At 46.6% G+C, this 14,334-nt stretch carries 13 protein-coding genes; 7 read left to right on the forward strand and 6 right to left on the reverse strand.

What is annotated here, in order from left to right; all coding sequences use genetic code 11:
• The first annotated feature begins 19 nt into the window (after nucleotides 1-19).
• Nucleotides 20-340 carry a hypothetical protein gene (locus CEQ32_RS16540; protein ID WP_047539601.1) on the forward strand — a complete coding sequence of 107 codons (321 nt, stop codon included), beginning with the start codon at nucleotides 20-22 and terminating at the stop codon, nucleotides 338-340.
• A gap of 1,198 nt (nucleotides 341-1,538) precedes the next feature.
• Nucleotides 1,539-2,618, forward strand: a complete 1,080-nt coding sequence (locus tag CEQ32_RS16555; protein ID WP_088586457.1) for a Fic family protein — start codon at nucleotides 1,539-1,541, stop codon at nucleotides 2,616-2,618.
• A 36-nt stretch (nucleotides 2,619-2,654) separates the two neighbouring features.
• Here CEQ32_RS16555 and CEQ32_RS16560 read toward each other — a convergent pair whose 3' ends face one another.
• Nucleotides 2,655-4,016 (reverse strand): TrkH family potassium uptake protein, encoded by a 1,362-nt coding sequence (locus tag CEQ32_RS16560; RefSeq protein WP_069453861.1) that lies wholly within the window; start codon nucleotides 4,014-4,016, stop codon nucleotides 2,655-2,657.
• Between the two features lie 203 nt (nucleotides 4,017-4,219).
• Between CEQ32_RS16560 and CEQ32_RS16570 the strand changes: the two genes are divergently transcribed.
• Entirely contained in the window at nucleotides 4,220-5,119 is a 900-nt protein-coding gene (locus tag CEQ32_RS16570) for an IS982 family transposase (RefSeq protein WP_088585327.1), read from the forward strand.
• Here the strand turns inward: CEQ32_RS16570 and CEQ32_RS16575 are convergent.
• The 4 genes from CEQ32_RS16575 to CEQ32_RS16590 form a co-directional block, all read right to left on the reverse strand.
• Nucleotides 5,116-5,733 (reverse strand): potassium channel family protein, encoded by a 618-nt coding sequence (locus tag CEQ32_RS16575; protein ID WP_088586458.1) that lies wholly within the window; start codon nucleotides 5,731-5,733, stop codon nucleotides 5,116-5,118. The genes CEQ32_RS16570 and CEQ32_RS16575 overlap by 4 nt on opposite strands.
• A gap of 44 nt (nucleotides 5,734-5,777) precedes the next feature.
• On the reverse strand, nucleotides 5,778-6,467 hold the full coding sequence (locus CEQ32_RS16580; protein ID WP_088586459.1) for a response regulator transcription factor: 690 nt from the start codon (nucleotides 6,465-6,467) through the stop codon (nucleotides 5,778-5,780).
• Nucleotides 6,468-7,514, reverse strand: a complete 1,047-nt coding sequence (locus CEQ32_RS16585; RefSeq protein ID WP_055646924.1) for an ATP-binding protein — start codon at nucleotides 7,512-7,514, stop codon at nucleotides 6,468-6,470.
• 228 nt (nucleotides 7,515-7,742) lie between these two features.
• On the reverse strand, nucleotides 7,743-8,669 hold the full coding sequence (locus CEQ32_RS16590) for a pirin family protein (RefSeq protein WP_055646923.1): 927 nt from the start codon (nucleotides 8,667-8,669) through the stop codon (nucleotides 7,743-7,745).
• A gap of 133 nt (nucleotides 8,670-8,802) precedes the next feature.
• Here CEQ32_RS16590 and CEQ32_RS16595 point away from each other — a divergent pair, with 133 nt between their 5' ends.
• The 4 genes from CEQ32_RS16595 to CEQ32_RS16610 all read left to right on the forward strand — a co-directional run bounded on the left by CEQ32_RS16595 (nucleotide 8,803) and on the right by CEQ32_RS16610 (nucleotide 12,710).
• Nucleotides 8,803-9,540, forward strand: coding sequence for a sulfite exporter TauE/SafE family protein (locus CEQ32_RS16595; protein ID WP_055646922.1), 738 nt, complete (start codon nucleotides 8,803-8,805; stop codon nucleotides 9,538-9,540).
• Nucleotides 9,541-9,655: 115 nt separating this feature from the next.
• A complete protein-coding gene (locus tag CEQ32_RS16600) occupies nucleotides 9,656-10,120 on the forward strand; it encodes an NlpC/P60 family protein (protein WP_037427995.1) in 465 nt (154 codons plus the stop codon).
• A 24-nt stretch (nucleotides 10,121-10,144) separates the two neighbouring features.
• Nucleotides 10,145-11,593: an MFS transporter gene (locus tag CEQ32_RS16605; RefSeq protein WP_088586460.1), complete on the forward strand. Its 1,449-nt coding sequence runs from the start codon at nucleotides 10,145-10,147 to the stop codon at nucleotides 11,591-11,593.
• 88 nt (nucleotides 11,594-11,681) lie between these two features.
• On the forward strand, nucleotides 11,682-12,710 hold the full coding sequence (locus CEQ32_RS16610) for a LacI family DNA-binding transcriptional regulator (RefSeq protein WP_088586461.1): 1,029 nt from the start codon (nucleotides 11,682-11,684) through the stop codon (nucleotides 12,708-12,710).
• A 60-nt stretch (nucleotides 12,711-12,770) separates the two neighbouring features.
• On the opposite strand, the gene gtfA is transcribed toward CEQ32_RS16610, so the two are convergent.
• Complete coding sequence (gtfA, locus tag CEQ32_RS16615; RefSeq protein WP_088586462.1) at nucleotides 12,771-14,255, reverse strand: sucrose phosphorylase; 1,485 nt, start codon at nucleotides 14,253-14,255, stop codon at nucleotides 12,771-12,773.
• Nucleotides 14,256-14,334: the final 79 nt, after the last annotated feature.

The following is a 14,334-nucleotide window of genomic DNA, read 5'->3' on the forward strand; positions in this document are numbered from 1 at the left end:
TGTTTGGGAACAATAAAGTTTGAAGAAATATTTAGAAAAATTAAATGAACTAGAAATCGCTTGTCATAACAATTTTGAGGATGATTCAGATGAACATTGGGTTGATGAAGAATACGTCCGTATAAGAGCTGATGCTCTCAAGTTGCTAAGTAGCGCAAGCAAAGAGTTAGAAGTGAATGAACTTACTAGTTTTAGATTGAAAATAGTAAAGTTCTTTTGTGCCAATATGGGATGTCATTTAGATATTAAAGTGCTTGAATCTGAAGATGCAAATGTACTGTCGCATAATGAGATCGAATTAATATTGGGAAATTCTCAGTTAGCGCGGTGGAATACGTAAATTTAAGTTTGTTTTCTGCACATAACAATTCAAGGAAGTTGGCGTTGTATACATTGTCACTATTTCCCCTGTGACACGCCGCCCTTTTATTTTACAAGAAGTATCCCTATAGGCTCGACGGCGGCATACATGCCGCCAACGGTCAAAGTTACGACAATGGCAATCGTAACTATCTAAGCTATTATCTCGATTCTTTACCTCGAATGCAGCCTTGCTACTTTTCTTGTTACTTATTCAAGTCATTCTAGCCAGATGTGTTGTCGGAAAATCGAAAGTGAATTATGTTATTGCTTTACTTTGGGTGACTCTATTTTTTAGGTAAGATTATGGAACTAACTGATCCGAACTACGTATTAGATTTGTTCAAAAAACTAATAATGAGTGTTTTTGAAGAAATGAGAAACCCAACAAACTCTTTTGACTTAAACGAAAAAAATTATAAACGGAATATTGGATTAATAGCTCAGATCGACGTATCTAATATTTATTTACGTTTATCTTCTATTTTGACCAAATCAATGAATTAAAAAATCGTGTTGCTTTAGAAAATGAATTTCAAATTAGTCAATTTAATTATGAGACGATGCTAAGGCAGTTTTGTGATGATTACCATGATGTCGTAAATGTTGCTGCATCCATAAAAAGTAGTTTAGACCAAAGGTCTGGTTTGCTCGGTCTATTCAAAGGCTACAATAATCCGATTGAAACCATATTGAGTGGGAAAAGCTACCAATTGAACTTTCAGCAATTGCGTAACAAATTTTCTTATCATGCAGCAGTTCTTCGGCAGTCAGAAAAGAAAACGATAGATACTATCGCAAAAGATTTGGACGAATTTATGCTTAACTTTACTTGAGGCTGAAAAACTGGACACTCATCCTTAATAGCACTTAAGTCAGCCTCCTATTATGCTTGGTTTGGTTAAGCATTAAACAAGGAGGTTTGTATGCCGCTTCTTCGCAGAACTCTGAAAAGCCTCGAGTTCATTCTTGTATATCAGTTGGTTAGCTGTGTTGTGCTGCGTGACTCTTTTGCGGTAATCCTACCATTTTTAACATTCTTGCCATTGAGTCTAACGAGTTAGGTGTAATGTATAGAAAACTTGAAAAACTATACATGTTTTCTCTGTCATGTATAATTTTTGAGGAAAACTATACATATTGAATCTCTTCAGTATAAAAAAGAGTGGAATTTATCTATGTTAGACTCACTGGCTTTGCTTCCTCTTCCTAACATTGAACTGTGGGAAACCCGTTCGGTACTCAAAAAAACTGCCGAAGCACATCGCTACTTGGCAGAGCTTAAAGGTGTCGCAGCCAGCATTCCCAATGAAGCTATTTTAATCAATACGTTAGCTCTACAAGAGGCAAAAGATAGTTCTGAAGTTGAGAATATCGTCACTACGCACGATGAGCTTTATAAGGCCAATTTATTTGAAGAGGCCATTACTAACCCTGCTACCAAAGAAGTCCAAGATTATGCTTTTGCTTTAAAGCAAGGGTTTCATATTGCGCGGCAAAACAAATTGATCCGCCTCAGCGATATTCTTGCGATACAACAAAATCTAGAGCACAACAATGCGGGACTGCGGAAGTTACCGGGCACGGAGCTTAAGAATACGCGGACTGGGGAAGTGATCTATACACCACCACAGCATGCAGATGATATTGCTGAGCTTATGGAAAATCTGATTCTGTTTATCAACGATGACGAGCAATGTGATGCCGATCCGTTGGTAAAAATGGCAATTATTCATCATCAATTTGAAAGTATTCACCCCTTCTATGACGGTAATGGTCGAACTGGCCGTATATTGAATATTTTGTACTTGGTTATTAAAGATTTACTTAACCTGCCAGTTCTGTATTTAAGCCGTTATATTATTCAGCATAAGCCTGATTATTATGCGAAATTGCAGGCGGTAAGAGATTCAGGGAATTGGGAGCAGTGGCTGCTATTTATGCTTGATGGCATTATCGACACAGCACAAAATACCATTTCGCTGATCACCGAAATGAAAACCTTGATGACTGATGTCAAACAAGGTATCCGTGAGCAGCTTCCAAAAGTCTATAGCCAAGATTTACTAAACAATTTGTTTAATCATCCCTATACCAAGATTGACTTTCTAATCGAAGAATTGGGTGTGACACGCATTACCGCCACTAAATATTTAGAGCAGCTGGTCGAGCACGGTTTCTTAACGAAACAAAAAGTGGGGCGTGCTAATTATTACATTAATGCCCCACTGTGTCGGTTGTTGATAGCTCATAGCTAAGCGAATTATTTTTTACGGCGCGCCTTAGTGTTTTCCTTATCCAATCGCTAATTTGGTTTCTGCATAGCGCAGCTTTTTTACCCTTGGGTTGGCAAGGAAGTAGGCCAACATCAATGGGCCGAGGCGTCCCATAAACATCATAAAGATGATAATCCCTTGGCCTGCACTGGATAAATTACCTGTTAATCCGCGGGATAACCCGACGGTGCCGAGGGCGGATACGGCTTCGAAGGCGATATCCATTATCGGGGCGTTTTCGGTGAGTACGAGGGCGAATATTGCCAGCCAAGTGACGCCGATGGAGATCATCGTGAGGGCGAGTGCCTTGCTAATGGTGTCTTTGGGGATTTCGCGCTTAAACACATACACTGCTTCATCGCGGCGTAAATAGCCGTAGGTGGCGAGGATTAACACCATAAAGGTCACGACTTTAATGCCGCTGGCGGTACTGAGGGAGCCGCCGCCGATAAACATCAGCACTAAAATCAATAGGGTGGAACCATCCTCGAGTTGGTCTATGGGTAGGGTGTTAAAGCCTGCGGTGCGCGGGGTTACGGCCTGAAACCAAGAGGCCAACCATTTGCCGAGTTCGCTTAAGGGCGCGAGGGTGTTGGGGTTGTTGTACTCAATCAGATAAATGGCTATCACGGCCACGGCATTGATCAATATGGTGCCGGTAATCATCATACGGCTGTAAACGGTGAGTTTCGACCAACGTTTATTGCGTTTAAGATCAATCCACACCGAAAACCCAAGGCCGCCCACAATAAATAAACCTGTGATAGTGAGGTTGATAACTGGGTCTGCGACATAAGGGATTAAGCTATCTGGGCTTAGGGCAAAACCCGCGTTATTAAAGGCGCTAATGGTATAAAAGAAGCCGTGAAACAGGCTAGTTTGCCAACCCAATTCGCCGCTCCAGTAGACAGATAAAATCAGCATACCCACGGCTTCAACCAATAGCGAAAACACCAGTACGGCCTTAGCAGTCGAGACTAAGGTAGAGGTATCAGTTTGATTAAACGCTTCTTTCGCCACTGTTTGCTGCAAGAAACCTATCTTACCGCCCAGTGCTATCAGAGTGACAATGGCAAAGGTCATCAAGCCTAGGCCGCCGCATTGAATTAACAGCGCGATAATCACTTGGCCAAAGGGCGTGAACACACTGCCGGTATCGACAACAACTAGCCCTGTGACCGTCACCGCCGAGGTCACGGTAAAGAGGCTTTGCAGCCAAGTAATGGGCGACTCGGTGGCGATAGGCAGTTTAAGCAAGCAAGTGCCGACCAAGATTAGCAGAGCAAAGCTTGCACTTAAGATAAAGGGCGGCGCGCCAAAGAGTTTTTTACTGGTTTTCGGTGTGTGCTCTAGGGTGAGCGAAGGATGCCATTGAACCACGTTACACCAACCTTGATGCGAGCTGTTTTAACTCGGCACGGCTACCGCAGAGGAATAGAGCATCCTCAGTGTGCAGGCTAAAGTCACTATCAATCTTGCTAAATAACCTGAGCTTCGGATAAGAATTTAGCTCCCAAAAGGAACTAAATGCTCGTTCCCTGATCCGATCATTCGACCAAGAGTGATTAGAAAAAGGAACGAGCATGAACAAACTAGTTGAAACTTACTGTGATGTCGATGATTTCTGTCAGTTATTTATCCCACATTGGCAACGCTTATTGCTTGATAATGGTGAAATGAAGCGTAATAGACCTTGTCGCCTTTCTCCCGCAGAAGTGATGACCATTATCATTCATTTCCATCAATCACATTACCGAGATTTCAAAAATTATTATCTGCACTATGTTTGTCGCCAGCTAAAACCCTATTTTCCAGAGTTGTTGAGCTACACTCGTTTCCTTGCATTAATGCCTAGCGTCGTTGTCCCTATGTGTAGCTATCTGACTTCAAAGCTTGGAAAGCCAACGGGAATTCAGTTTGTCGACTCCACTAAAATTGAAGTCTGTCATATTATTCGAGCGAAGCGAAATAAGGTTTTTGAAGGCATTGCCGAACATGGAAAGGGAACTATGGGCTGGTCGTTTGGATTTAAACTGCATCTTATTATCAATCACTTGGGTGAAATTGTAGCGTTAAAACTGACGAAAGGTAATGTCGATGACAGGCAACCTGTCAGTGAAATGGCTGAGTCTCTTTTTGGTAAGCTTTATGGTGATAAAGGCTATATTAGCCAAGCCCTAACAGGTGAGCTTTTGGAAAAGGGCGTTGAGTTAATCACCACAGTTCGTAAGAACATGAAGAAAAAGTTTATTTCTCTATGGGATAGAGCAATCTTAAAAAAGCGATTCATCATTGAAACAGTGAATGACCAATTGAAGAACATTTCCTATATTGAACACTCAAGACACCGCAGCGAGCATGGGTTCATGCTCAATCTACTTGGTGGATTGATTGCATATTGTTTAAAAGAAGAAAAGCCATCGTTAAATCTAACAGCTCAGGAGCTTGAACTGTTAGATAGCTCTAATTTAGTGCTGGCTTAACCAGATCTGAGGTTAAATACACTCTGCCCGCGCTTAACCATCAGCGGTGTGACTTTGCCTTTAGGGCTGCGCTGTACGTTGGTTTGCTCATCGGTGTTTTTCTCTTGTAGGCTCCCTAGTAGTTGGCCAACTGTGACTTGATGTAAATGGGCTTTAATATGGATTTCAACAATATAGAGCCCATCGCCGATGGCGAGAAAGTTATTCACCATAGGGTAGTTTAGCGACTGGGCGACGCGGATCCCCATATCTTCCTCGGGGTGAATAATTCGCGCGACATCGAGTTTAGACAATATGGTGTGGTGCGCTTTATTGCTGGCTTTAACCCAAATATTTTGCACGCCGAGATTTTTAAGTGCCAGAGTGCACAGCAGGCTCGATTGCATATCAAAACCGATAGCGACAATCACGACTTCACTACTGGTAAGATCGAGTTCCCGCAGCGACGCCTCATCAGCGCAGTCGCAAATCACCGCTTCGGTAAGACTTTCTACATATTTTTCAACAGCTTTGTGGTCATTGTCGACACCCGTAACTGTATGACCTAAGTGGATCAGTTCTCTGCTTACAGCAACGCCGAAGCGGCCTAATCCGATGACAGTAAAATGTGCCATTTCATATCCTTGTGTGGTTGAGCTAAAGAGTGAGGCGAGCTGGCCTACGGCGGGCCGAGGTCGGTGAGTCGATACCCTAAACCAGGCTCGGTTTTGATCAGTTGTTGTTCGTCACTATCGTTAAGCTTTTTACGCAGTTGGCTGACTAAAATCCGCAGATAATGGCTATCTTCTTGGTGAGTTTCGCCCCAGATATTGCGCAGCAGTTCGCTCTGTTTCAGCAATTGCCCAGGGTGGGACATTAACTGAACCAGTAGGGCAAACTCTTTTTTGGTGAGGGCGATTTCCTGCTGGTTAAGCCAGCATTGATGGCTGCTCTTTTGTAGGGTGAGCGGGCCAAATTGCAGCATATCGATAGTGTTTGAGGTATCCACAAGGTCACGGACTAATACCTTGATACGCACGATTAATTCCCTGATACCAAAGGGTTTACTTAGATAATCGTTAGCACCGGCCTCGAGCAGGCGGATTTTTTCTTCCTCCTGATCGCGGGCGGTTAAAACCAACACGGGGGTCTTATCTTGCTGGCGCAGTGCTTGGAGTAGTTCGATGCCATCGCCATCGGGCAGGCCGAGGTCGAGCACGATAAGGTGCGGCTGGTGGCTTTGGTATTGTTTGAGCGCCGTGGCTATGCTGGTGGCGCTTATGTATTCAAAGCCTTCCGCCTCAAGTGAGATCCGCATAAAGGTATGGATTTGTGGCTCATCATCCACCACTAACACCTTGTAAGCCATTTATGCACTTTCCTTCGTTATCGGTAACGCGATGCGGATCAGGCTGCCTTGAGCAACATTTTCGGCACTGATACGCCCGTTATGGGCAGTAATAATCCCTTTGGCGACAGGCAGACCCAATCCAGCTCCGCCATCGGTAGAGGGATGTTGGCGGTAAAACAGTTCGAAAATCGCCTCCTTTTGAGATGGGGCTATGCCTTGTCCTAAGTCTTGAATATCGATACGCAGCATATCTTGGTGGCGATAGAGGCTTACGATCACAGGCTGGTTGGTGGGGGAATAATGCAGGGCATTATCGAGCACATTAAAAATCGCCTGTTCAATCAAAGAGCTGCAAATCATTAATGGTGGTAGCTCTGGCTCAGTATGAATTTTGATTCTGGGTTGCTCAGTTTGAAAGCGAGCGATAGTGCGCTGTAGCACTTCGCGTAGATTGGCTTCATCTAGGCTAAATTTGAGCGCACCATGTTGTAACTTAGTGGCTTGCAAAAGATTTTCGATATATTGGTGCAGGCGATGACTCTCGGCGGCGGCCGAGTCGATAAGCTCCTCAGTTTGCTCTGGGTTGAGCTTGGCTTGGTATTCCTTCAGCGTGGTTAAGGTGCCGATAATGGTCGCAAGGGGCGTGCGTAAATCGTGGGAGACCGAGAGCAAAATGCTGTTTCTGAGCTGCGCCTGTTCGAGTGCATGCTGCTGGCGGCGGTAATGTTCAGCCAATTTGCTGCTAGTAAGGGCGACCAGCAAAAATACGCTTAGATTGACTATGTCTTCGACGTTGAACATCTGTAACGAATAGCGCGGTGTGGTGAATAAAAAATTGAAACTGACGGCGCCAAACACGGCCACAAAGTAGGCATAGTTGGCGCTGCATTGCAGGGCCACGGCGATCACGGCTAATTGCAGGATAAGCAGCACAGCAATGGCTGATCCTGAAAATACATCAATAAAATAGCTAGTTATTAACGTTACCACTAACAACATGGCGGTAAATAACGCGGGATGCGTGCGCCAGTATTGGTTGATGGAGGCTGTGTTTGCAAAAGTCATAATGGCTAAGGCATTGCTGAAGTTAAGGCTACTCTAGCAAAGGCCTGTAGGGATAGCGCGTAAAAAATCCGTAAAATTTTCTGTGGCTTGGCGTGTGAATGTTGTCTGGCATTTACATCAGGCAGTCTGTTCTACTCACCAACTTGCATTAGATAGTGGCTGCAAATACCTCCATTAGGCGAGGTAATCTAGCTCGATTACCTCGCGCTAACGCATGAACGGCTGGGATTACCAAGGGATGGGCGGCGGCATTAAGCGTTTGCCGCTATAACCCGGCACAGTGGCAAAACGTGGGGACTTGGCCTCCCAATCGGCTTGGGCACTGGCGATATCTTCCTTACTGTAGCCGACAAAATTCCACCAGATACTGACAGAGTCGGCGAGGGGCGCGCCGCCAATCAGCAGTAAACGTGCGCCTTGGTGAAGGTCGAGCGTTATACTCTCGCGCAGCATGCCAAGGTAAGCGAGGTTATTGTTATCAAAGGATTCATCGTCGATATCGAATCGGCCCTCAAGCGGCATTAGGCCATATTCAAATCGCGGATCGAGCCGAAGTGTTAGTTGAGTGGCCTCTGTGGCGAAGATATCGAGCGCGACGATTGGCGAAAAGTGTAGTGTGGGCGCTTGTTTATCCTTCCACGAGCCAATCAATAGGGTGAATTCAGCGCCCGCCTCCTGCCAAGTGGGCAGCTGGGGATAATGGTCGAACCTCGGGGTTGTGTCTTTGTGTTCCAGCGGTAGCGCAATCCATAGCTGCACCGCATGCATAGTGCGATGACCTTCGACGGACTCTTCGGTGTGGGCGATACCATGGCCTGCGGTCATCAGATTGACTTGCTTAGGGCGGATCACTTGGGCGCTACCTAGGCTGTCCCTGTGCATGATTTCCCCCTCCAGCATCCAAGTGAAGGTCTGTAGGCCGATATGGGGATGCTCGCCCACATTCATTAAGGGGCCGTTGGTGACAGGACCAATATGATCCAGAAAACACCAAGGGCCTATGAGTCGACGCGGTTTTTGCGGAATAGCCCGCGCTACGGGTATCCCGCCTACATCACCGATTTTGGAGGCTATATGTTGGATTTGGATCCGCCCATCTTCGACGGGGCATTCCCTTGGGCCGCCGTAAAACGGCGACGTTTGCATTTGACTCATATCGACTCCTTATCTTCATTTAGACACGGATAGATTTAACATTTATGCTGGTGCAGCGAGGCGTGTTATCGCCCTCAAGGTCTGTTACTCACGCTCGACCTTAATGACTTTAACGCAATATTGGGAATAAGGGATGTTAACAGACCCTGTTTTTTGGCTAGTGGCGATTCCTGCGGTGTTGATTACGGGGATCTCTAAATCGGGTTTTGCCGGCGGCGTCGGTGGCTTGACCGTGCCCCTGTTAGCGCTAGCCATAAGCCCGGCGACAGCGGCGGCAATCATGTTACCACTGCTGATTTATATGGATTTTTTAAGTGTTCGTTCGTGGTGGGGCCAACATAATCCACGCCAATTATGGATCCTCTTACCCGCGGCGATTGTGGGTATAGGTATCGCCTATTGGTTGTTCGACCGATTAAACGAAGATTACTTACGGGCGATTTTAGGCTGTGTGTCCTTAGGGTTTGGTCTTTATGGCTTGGTTTTAGGGGATAAAACCCAAGCGACCCCTTCACCTTTGGTGGGACGACTCTGCGGCTTAACCGCAGGTTTTACCAGCTTTGTGGCCCATGCAGGCGGGCCGCCACTCAATGCCTATTTGCTGCCGTTACGTTTGGCCAAACCAGAGTTTTTAGCCACGGCAGTGGTATTTTTTGCGGTGGTGAATCTGATTAAGTTAGTGCCCTACAGTCTGCTCGGGCAAATTAATCAAGGTAACATTCTGATTTCTCTGTTACTTGCGCCTTTGGCTTGGTTAGGGGTAAAACTGGGGTTGTCGATCCAAGATAAGATCAGCGATAGGTTGTTTAAACGCATCATCTTGATTTTAATGGTGCTGGTGGGTATTCGCTTATTGTGGACGGCGTTATAGTTTTAAGCTTGAGATTAGCTTAGGCTGTTACCATCGATTTTTTCACGGTATGTTAGTTATCGCTTTGATAGCACCCGATATTACGCAAGAATTGCCCGCGATGAGTTTTACGCTAATGAAACGATTACTGATAGTTATCTTAGCCTTAGGTCTTGGTGCCTGTGCGAGCGCGCCAGAACCTAAGCCTGTGGTTAAGCAAGTTGAACCCGTCTCCGTTTGGAACGATAGCAATATCGCCGAATTGCATTCCGAATGGCGCGGCGTCCCTTATCGTTTGGGGGGCGCGACCAAGAAAGGCATCGATTGCTCGGCCTTTGTGTCGGTCGCTTACCAAAAAATGTTGGGTATGACTCTGCCGCGTACAGTGGAGGAGCAGCAAGCACTTGGTAAACCCGTGGCGCGGGATCAACTGCGTAAGGGGGACTTAGTGTTCTTTAAAACTGGCTGGAGCACGCACCATGTCGGCATTTATGTGGGCGGGAATAATTTCCTCCATGTCTCGACGAGCCAAGGGGTAAAAATTTCGAGCCTACTTAATAGCTATTGGGCATCAAAGTATTGGAATGCAAGGCGAATTTAAGCCTTAATCACAGGTAGAGACTCTATGACCCCAGCGTCTGCTTCGTCCCAACATGAGCCTCTACCCACTTCGATTTTTCTGGCGATTTTCTCCGCCGTGTTCTTACCCATGTTTTTGGCGGCGGTCGATCAAACCCTACTCGCCACCGCAACCCCAGCCATAGTGGAAGATCTTGGCGGCCTCAGGCAAGCCTCGTGGATCACTATCGGCTATATGTTGGCAATGGCGGCCAGTGTACCTATTTATGGCTGGCTGGGGGATAACTTTGGCCGCGCCAAAATCTTGATGATTGCCTTGGCGGTGTTCGCGTTAGGCTCAATTGTCTCCGCCAGTGCCGGGACGATGGACCATATGATTGCCGGAAGGATTCTCCAAGGCCTCGGCGGTGGCGGGCTGATGAGTCTGTCCCAATCCCTTGTGGGGGAATTGGTGCCGATACGGCAACGGGCGCGTTTTCAGGGCTATTTTGCCGCTATGTTTACCCTCGCCAGTGTTGGCGGCCCAGTGATTGGTGGTTTTGTGGTGCATGCCTATTCTTGGCACTGGTTATTTTGGGCGAATATTCCCTTGGCTATGCTGGCGGTTTGGCGACTTAATCGCTTGCATAAACAGAGTATTAAACCAGTACGACTGGGTCGGTTTGATTTGCTTGGCGTGCTGTTATTTCCTTCTATCATTACGGCGCTGCTGTATTGGTTGTCTGTGGCAGGGCAAGACTTTGCTTGGCTATCGGCCACAAGCTTAGGCTTTATCGGATTTATCTTTGTGGGCGCCGCCTTGCTGTTGTGGTGGGAGCGTCAGCGTGAGAGTCCTTTTTTGCCGCTGGATTTACTCGCCAACAAAGCCATTTATATGCCGCTATTAACCGCTGCGCTGTTTGCCGCCTGTCTGTTTGCGATGATCTTCTTTTTACCCATTTACTTACAGGTTGGTCTGCAAACCAATCCGGCCAAAACGGGCTTGCTATTGATACCAATGACCTTTGGTATAGTGACAGGTTCTACTATTGCGGGCCGGTTGTTGAGCCGAGATGTAGCACCTAAATGGTTGCCGACCTTCGGGATGGGGCTGGCTTCTATCGGTTTACTCTCTATCGGTTTAGTCCCGCCCAATGCGGATCTTATTGGCGGATTAGGTGTGCTGGTGGGCATAGGGTTAGGAACCGTGATGCCCAGCGTGCAGTTAGTTGTGCAGAGTGTGTCGGGCAAGGCGCGTTTAAGCCAAATTACCGCTATGGTGTCCTTGTGTCGCTCCATGGGCGCGGCAATTGGTACGGCCTTATTCAGCCTGTTGCTATATAGCTTGTTACCGCTCGAAGGGGCGCAGGTGGGGATTGCGGCGATAAAAAAGCTACCCATTGAGGTTGTGCATCACGCCTTCCAATGGGGTTTTATCGCGGCGGCCTTGGTGGCGCTCAGCTCTGCGATTGTAGGGTATCTCTCGCCCGCCACAGCGCTTAGGGATCATGAGTAGATTTGTTGGTGCACGACGGATTTAAGCTGTGTAGTATTTGCGATAGGTTAGCTTCCGCTGTGACCCCATTCTTTGCCAGGAATTCTGCATGACAACTAAAAACTGGACCTTAAAAAGCATAGCTAACGAGCTAGGTGTCTCTAACGCCACTGTTTCTAATGCTTTTAATCGTCCCGATCAACTATCGGAAAAACGCCGCAACGAAATTTTGGCCGCCTGTTCTAAATTGGGTTACTTTGGCCCAAACAAGGCGGCGCAGTCCCTACGTAGGGGCAAATTTGATACCGTCGCGTTGGTATTGTCCGATAGTGTTGAATATATGGTGTCCGATCCTGTCGCCAGTAAGTTTATGAAGGGGGTAGCTTCGGTATTGGAGCGGGAAAAACTAAACTTATTGTTGTTTTCTGGCAGCTCCGACAGTGTGAATGCAGTGGCCGATTTTGTGGATGGGTTTATTTGTTATGGTCGCCCGCGCAATGCCTTGCTTGCCGAGCAACTAAAACAAGTTAAGAAGAAGGTGGTTACTGTGGATTTTGATATCCACCGCAACGCTTCTGTCAGCATCGACAATAAGTTAGCCGCCTATGAGGTGGCCAAATTAGCGTTAAAATCTCCCACCGATCAGGTGGCTGTATTAGGGTTAAGGTTGCTCGATACCCATTTAACCTGCCGAGTTTACGATTTGAATTTGCTCGAAATCGATATGTCGATTGCACACCAGAGGTTGCAGGGATACTTACAGGCGATTGAGGAAACGGGTGTCACCCTTGGTAATGATCGGATTTGGAATATTCCAGAAAGTAATGCGGAATATGCACGGATAGCGGCTAAGGAGGCACTGAATTCGACCCCAAGACCCAATGTATTTTTATGTATGAGCGACTTAATTGCTCTCAGTGTGATGGGGGAGGCGCAGGCCATGGGATTAGCAATTCCAGAGGATATTCGTGTTGTGGGATTTGATGGTATTGATGAGGCAACTCGCTCAACTCCACCGCTGACCACGGTTTATCAATACTCAGAGCAAAAAGGCCAAATGGCGGCGCAGATGTTTATCGACGATGCCGTGCATGCTCAGGTATTAGGGTATGAATTACGGTTAGGTAAAAGCTGCTAATGTATTGATTTTTAAATGCAAAAGGCGCTGTTAAAGCGCCTTTTGTTTTATGTTTGGTATTTACCCCTGCGCAGGGGTAAGCAGGTCGGTCAAGGCAATTTGGGTTTCGATGCCTTGCTCATCAAGCAGGGTGATCAGCCCTTGTTTATGGGCAAAGTCGAGACTAAGACTGGCCGATGCATTTTGTGCAGACCATGTGAGTGTTAGTGATTTTCCACTGGCAGCCATCGAAAAGCCGCCATTGAATGCTGCGCTACTATTACGCAGTTTTATCAATTTAATTAAAGCGTTAACGACAGGCTTTTGCAGGGCTTGTTGCACCTTTTCTCGGTTTAAATAGGGGCGATTAATGTCTCGGCCGATGTGGGTTTGATTCAGCAACGTCATGTCGTTTGGTATGGCAAGCAGGCCTGTGTAGTAGACCTGTGGAATACCTGGTGCGAAAAACTGAATTGCTCGCGCCATCAAGTAATCTAGGTCATTTTGCCCTAGGGCATCGTAGTAGGTGCAGTTGATTTGATACAAATCGACATTGCTGGCGGCCGCCCCTGTGGCTTGCAAACTCTCGCCTTGACTGTTGCTGTGTATGGTTTCAACTAGATTATCGATTTGTTTTTCGTCTAATAATCCGCGCAAGCCATCCATTGGGCCGACATCGATAATGCCAATACCATCGTGGGTATCTAGTACGGTAATGCAGTTGCGAGGCGCCATTTCAAGCCAGTGGCTCAGGGCGCGACAATCTTGGCTGAAGAGCGTGTGTAAAATCAGCGGCGGTAATGCAAAGTCGTAAACCATATCGACCCGTTTGGCGATATCGATTTGCGTCATATGATGTGAGTGGATTTCGGCTAGGGTTGTCATGCCTAACTGATTGGCTTGCTTTGCTAATTTATCCACGAACTCGAAGGACTCCTCAATCATAAAGCAGCTAGTGCCGGGCTTTTTGATTGCATAACCTGCGGCATCTAAGCGGATTAAATTGACTTTGCTGTGGTTAAATCGCGCCAATACGCGGTTTAAGTAATCCTTACCTGCTGCGGAATTAACGTCGATATCGATCTGGTTGCGGGTAAAGGTGGTCCAAAACTCTTCCGTTGAACCATCCGCTAAGGTGTAAGTGCTAAAACAGCTCCCTGGGCGAGGGCGGTAGATAGCTTTTTGATCCTGCTCGCTTAATCCTTCGGGGAATACCTTGTCCTTGGTTAGGAATAAATCCCAGTAAGCCGATTGTTTGCCATGCTTGAGCACATCTTTAAACTCGGGAGACTCCGCGGACATATGGTTAACGATCAAGTCGGCCATGATGTCGAACTCTTCACCTATGCTTTTGACATCGTCCCAATCACCTAAGCGAGAATCCACTTGCACATGGTCTATGGGATCAAAACCCGCATCGCTGCCATCGATAGGATAGTAAAAGGGCAGTAGGTGAACGCCCCCAAATAACCCCTGTAACTCGTTATTGAGTAAGGCTTTGAGTTCTTTGAGTCCGGCACCGGTTATCCGATCGACATAGGTGATCAATTGCACTTGATTTTTCATACTTTGCCCACGTTTGAGTAGCCTTCCCAGAGTAAAGTTTGCCCGCTTTTATTTATAAATTGCGCAAACAAACTTAATC

It is taken from the genome of Shewanella sp. FDAARGOS_354 (assembly GCF_002209245.2).
Classification (GTDB): Bacteria; Pseudomonadota; Gammaproteobacteria; order Enterobacterales; family Shewanellaceae; genus Shewanella; species Shewanella xiamenensis.

What these genes read in the sequence shown, in the direction of transcription:
- CEQ32_RS16590 (WP_055646923.1), bottom strand. Translation starts at nt 8,669, where the DNA reads ATGAGTCAAATGCAAACGTCGCCGTTTTACGGCGGCCCAAGGGAATGC.
- CEQ32_RS16555 (WP_088586457.1), top strand. Translation starts at nt 1,539, where the DNA reads ATGTTAGACTCACTGGCTTTGCTTCCTCTTCCTAACATTGAACTGTGG.
- CEQ32_RS16605 (WP_088586460.1), top strand. Translation starts at nt 10,145, where the DNA reads ATGACCCCAGCGTCTGCTTCGTCCCAACATGAGCCTCTACCCACTTCG.
- CEQ32_RS16570 (WP_088585327.1), top strand. Translation starts at nt 4,220, where the DNA reads ATGAACAAACTAGTTGAAACTTACTGTGATGTCGATGATTTCTGTCAG.
- CEQ32_RS16580 (WP_088586459.1), bottom strand. Translation starts at nt 6,467, where the DNA reads ATGGCTTACAAGGTGTTAGTGGTGGATGATGAGCCACAAATCCATACC.
- CEQ32_RS16600 (WP_037427995.1), top strand. Translation starts at nt 9,656, where the DNA reads ATGAAACGATTACTGATAGTTATCTTAGCCTTAGGTCTTGGTGCCTGT.
- CEQ32_RS16575 (WP_088586458.1), bottom strand. Translation starts at nt 5,733, where the DNA reads ATGGCACATTTTACTGTCATCGGATTAGGCCGCTTCGGCGTTGCTGTA.
- CEQ32_RS16585 (WP_055646924.1), bottom strand. Translation starts at nt 7,514, where the DNA reads ATGACTTTTGCAAACACAGCCTCCATCAACCAATACTGGCGCACGCAT.
- CEQ32_RS16610 (WP_088586461.1), top strand. Translation starts at nt 11,682, where the DNA reads ATGACAACTAAAAACTGGACCTTAAAAAGCATAGCTAACGAGCTAGGT.
- gtfA (WP_088586462.1), bottom strand. Translation starts at nt 14,255, where the DNA reads ATGAAAAATCAAGTGCAATTGATCACCTATGTCGATCGGATAACCGGT.
- CEQ32_RS16595 (WP_055646922.1), top strand. Translation starts at nt 8,803, where the DNA reads ATGTTAACAGACCCTGTTTTTTGGCTAGTGGCGATTCCTGCGGTGTTG.